This window comes from Falsiroseomonas oryzae (assembly GCF_027856955.1).
GTDB classification, from domain to species: domain Bacteria; phylum Pseudomonadota; class Alphaproteobacteria; order Acetobacterales; family Acetobacteraceae; genus Falsiroseomonas; species Falsiroseomonas oryzae.
The window spans coordinates 1-3,882 of sequence record NZ_JAPSMD010000474.1; the positions used below are offsets into that span (position 1 = coordinate 1).

Here is a 3,882-nt window from a genome sequence, read left to right on the forward strand (position 1 = left end):
CACCGCCGCCGCCACCGCCGCGATCTGCGCCGCGCGCCCGACCTCCCGCGCCGGCGTCGGCGGCGAGAAGGCGGTGCCGAGCGCCAGGCCGTGCTGCCCCGGCGCATCGGCCCCGCCCACGCTGAACACCAGGTAGTGCGGGCTCAGCGCGCCCTCCGTGCCGCCGGACAGCACGCAGGGGATGCGCGCGGCCAGTGCCGCCGGGGCATCGCCGGTATGGGTGGCCAGCAGGTGCATCAGCGTCTGGGTGAAGTAGCCGCGCGTGAAGTCGTTCAGCCCGCCATTGCCCTCGGTCTTGCCGATCACCGCGCGGATCTCGCCGGCGCGGACCTCGCCCTTCTCGATCAGCGCGGCCAGGGCGGAGAGGTCGCCCGGATGGGCCATGGAGAGGCGATGGATGGCAAGGTGCGGCATGAGCCCATCCTATTCGGGCTGGCGCGGCCCTTGCACGCCTCGCCGCGGTCATCTCGGATGGATCCATGCGCATCGGCATCATCGGCACCGGCGTCGCGGGCAGCCTGCTGGCGGAGGCACTGCAGGACGCGCCCGGCCACGACGTCACCGCCTTCGAGCGGGTGGCGCCGGACGACCACGCGGAAGCCGGCACCGGGCTCAACATCGGCCCGAACGCGCTGAAGTCGCTGCGCCTAGCGATGCCGGCGCGGCACGCCGCGCTGCGCGCCGCCTCGCTGCCCTGGAACCGCTGGTTCGTGGACCTGACCGACGGCACGCGGCTGCTGGACCTCGACCTGCTGGAGGTGGCGGAGGAGCCGGGCGTGCGGATCCGCTGGTCGGAGCTGTACCGGCTGCTGCGCGCGCCCGTGGCAGGCTGCACGCGCCACGGGCACGCGCTGGAAGCAGTGGAGGAGGATGCGGCGGGTCGCCTGGTGCCGGTGTTCCGCACCGCGCAGGGCCTGGTGCGCGAGGGCGGCTTCGACCTGCTGGTCGGCGCCGACGGGCGCTACAGCCGGCTGCGCGCGCTGACCGCCGGCGAGCCGGAGGGCACGCTGCTCGGCGTCTGCATCTGGCGCCTCCTGGTGACGCAGGCAGCGGATTGCCCGTACGACGACTACGGCCAGTGGTTCCAGGGCAATGCGCGGCTGCTGTCCTTCCGGGTGCCGGGCGGCGCGGTCTACATCGCCGGCACCTTCCCGATCGGGCCCGATGGCGTGGTGGACGAGGGGATGAAGACCCCGGCCGCGCAGCGCGCCCTGTTCACGCCGCCCGGCGGTGCGCCCTGCCCGGCGGTGGCCTGGATGCTGGACCGCATCGCGGCGCAGATCGACGACATCCACTGGGCGCGTTCCGCCACCGTGCCCCTGCTCCGCACGGCCGCCGGCGGCCGCGCGCTGTTCCTGGGCGATGCGGCGCAGGCGATGGTGCCCACCCTCGGCCAGGGGGCGACGCAGGCGGTGGAATGCGGCGTGGTGGCGGGCCAGGTGCTGCGGCGCGGCGGCACGGTGGCGGACATCGCGGCGGCGCGCGACCCGCGCGTGGAATTCGTGCGCGACTTCTCGCTCGCGGCCTCCGACACGCTGCTGCCGGGCTGCGACGTGGTGGCGGGGACGCAGGCCAAGACACGGCCTGACTTCCTCGCGAAGCTGCGTCGCACCTACGTGGATGTTGCATGACAAGAATGAACCAGCCCTGACGGGCGGCCCCCTTCCGTCCCCTGCCCGCCCGGCTCATGCTGCGCCTGCGATGGATGCTGGGGGAAACGGAATGGGATGGCCGGCGGCGATTGCCGACGAGGCGACGCTCGAGGAGCTGATGTCGCGCCCCGACGAGGCGCTGCGCGCGGACCTCGCGGATGTCCCGGGCGACCTGCTGGTGCTGGGGGCGGCCGGCAAGATGGGCCCGACGCTCTGCCGCCTGGCGAAGCGCGCAGATCCGGCCCGTCGGGTGATCGCGGTGGCGCGCTGGTCCGAGCCCGGACTGCGGGAGCGGATGGAATCCTGGGGCATCGAGTGCCTGACGGCGGAGCTGGGCGACCGCGCCGCGCTGGCCGCGCTGCCGGATGCGCCGAACGTCGTGTTCATGGCCGCGCGCAAGTTCGGCTCCACCGGCAACGAGGCGCTGACCTGGGCGATGAACGTGCTGCTGTCGGCGGCGGTGGCGGAGCGCTACGCGTCCTCGCGCATCGTCTTCTTCTCCACCGGCAACGTGCTGCCGATGGTGCCGCTGAACGGGCCGGCGCCGGATGAGGGCACCGCCCCGGCGCCGGTCGGCGACTACGCCGCCAGCTGCCTGGGGCGGGAGCGCGTGTTCCAGCATGCCGCGGCGCTGCGCGGGACGCGCTGCTTCGGGGTGCGGCTGAACTACGCCATCGACCTGCGCTACGGCGTGCTGCACGACGTCGCCACCAAGGTCTGGTCCGGCACGCCGGTGCCGCTGGCCATGGGTCACGCGAACGTGATCTGGCAGGGCGATGCGAATGCCTGGGTGCTGCGCGCGCTGCGCCACGCCGACCCCGCCTGCCCCATCGTGAACGTCACCGGGCCGGAGACGGTCTCCATCCGCTGGCTCGCCGGGCGCTTCGCGGAGGTGATGGGCCGGCAGCCGGAGTTCGTCGGCACGGAGGCGCCGGAAGCGCTGCTGTCCAACGCCGCGCGCGCCTTCGCGCTGTTCGGCTACCCGACCGTGCCGCTGGAGATCATGCTGCGCTGGGTGGCGGACTGGGTGGCGCGCGGCGGCCGCGCGCTGGGCAAGCCGACCAAGTTCGAGGTGCGGGACGGGAGGTTCTGACGATGGGCCTGCTCTGGCAGGACTGGCCGTCGGGCATCGCGGCCCGGCTGCAGGCGGGCTGCGTCATCCCGGCGCATCCGCTGGCGCTGGACGCGGCGCGCAAGCTGGATGCGCGGCGGCAGAAGGCGCTGTCGCGCTACTACCTGGATGCCGGCAGCGGCGGCCTGGCGGTGGGCGTGCACACCACGCAATTCGCCATCCGCGAGGTCGGGCTCTACGAGACGGTGCTGCGCATCGCGGCGGACGCCGCGGGAGAGCAGGCGACCGCGCCGATCCTGGTCGCCGGCGCGATCGGGCGCACGGCCCAGGCCGTCGAGGAAGCGCGCGTGGCGCGCGGCCTGGGCTATCACGCGGTGCTGCTCTCGCTCGCCGCCTGGAAGGGCGCGAGCGAGGACGAGCTGGTCGCGCATTGCCGCGCGGTGGCGGAGGAGATGCCGCTGTTCGGCTTCTACCTGCAGCCCGCGGTCGGCGGCGTGCCCCTGCCCGCCAGCTTCTGGCGGCGCTTCGCCGCCATCCCGAACGTCGTCGCCATCAAGATCGCGCCCTTCAACCGCTATGCCACGCTGGACGTGCTGCGCGGCGTGCAGGAGGCGGGGGCCGCGGAGCGCATCGCGCTCTACACCGGCAACGACGACCACATCGTGGCGGATCTGCTGACGCCCTTCGACCTGGGCGGCGAGCGGCCGCTGCGCATCGTCGGCGGCCTGCTCGGCCACTGGTCGGTCTGGACGCGGGCGGCGGTGGAGCTGCATGCGCGCTGCCGCGCGGTGGGCGACGGGCCGATCCCGCCCGGGCTGCTGGCGCTGGATGCGCAGGTGACGGAGATGAACGCCGCGGTCTTCGACGTGGCGCACCACTTCCACGGCGTGATCGCCGGCTGCCACGAGGTGCTGCGGCGGCAGGGGCTGCTGGAGGGCATCTGGTGCCTGGACGAGCGCGAGGGGCTCTCGCCCGGCCAGTCGGAGCTGCTGACGGCGGTGGCGGCGCGCTATCCGCAGCTGACCGACGACGCCTTCGTGCGGGAGAACCTGCATCGCTGGCTGGCCTGAGGCGCTGCGCCGGCGCGCGCTGCTGGCCGGGTTGCCGCTCGCGGCGCTGGCGCGGCCGGCAGGCGCGGCGGCGCGACCCTTCGAGGCC

General features: G+C 74.2%; 4 protein-coding genes. 3 read left to right on the forward strand and 1 reads right to left on the reverse strand.

Annotated elements, in window-relative coordinates:
- The coding region (locus OZN99_RS27265) for a ring-opening amidohydrolase (protein WP_270938375.1) at positions 1-414 on the reverse strand (414 nt) is incomplete at its 3' end.
- A 65-nt stretch (positions 415-479) separates the two neighbouring features.
- Here OZN99_RS27265 and OZN99_RS27270 point away from each other — a divergent pair.
- From OZN99_RS27270 to OZN99_RS27280, 3 genes are all read left to right on the forward strand, one after another.
- A complete protein-coding gene (locus OZN99_RS27270) occupies positions 480-1,631 on the forward strand; it encodes an FAD-dependent oxidoreductase (RefSeq protein WP_270938376.1) in 1,152 nt (383 codons plus the stop codon).
- Between the two features lie 91 nt (positions 1,632-1,722).
- Positions 1,723-2,745, forward strand: coding sequence for an NAD-dependent epimerase/dehydratase family protein (locus OZN99_RS27275; protein ID WP_270938377.1), 1,023 nt, complete (start codon positions 1,723-1,725; stop codon positions 2,743-2,745).
- 2 nt (positions 2,746-2,747) lie between these two features.
- Positions 2,748-3,794, forward strand: a complete 1,047-nt coding sequence (locus OZN99_RS27280) for a dihydrodipicolinate synthase family protein (RefSeq protein ID WP_270938378.1) — start codon at positions 2,748-2,750, stop codon at positions 3,792-3,794.
- The last annotated feature ends 88 nt before the right edge of the window (positions 3,795-3,882 follow it).

Coding starts and splice junctions, on each gene's coding strand:
- OZN99_RS27280 (WP_270938378.1), top strand. CDS start 2,748: ATGGGCCTGCTCTGGCAGGACTGGCCGTCGGGCATCGCGGCCCGGCTG.
- OZN99_RS27275 (WP_270938377.1), top strand. CDS start 1,723: ATGGGATGGCCGGCGGCGATTGCCGACGAGGCGACGCTCGAGGAGCTG.
- OZN99_RS27270 (WP_270938376.1), top strand. CDS start 480: ATGCGCATCGGCATCATCGGCACCGGCGTCGCGGGCAGCCTGCTGGCG.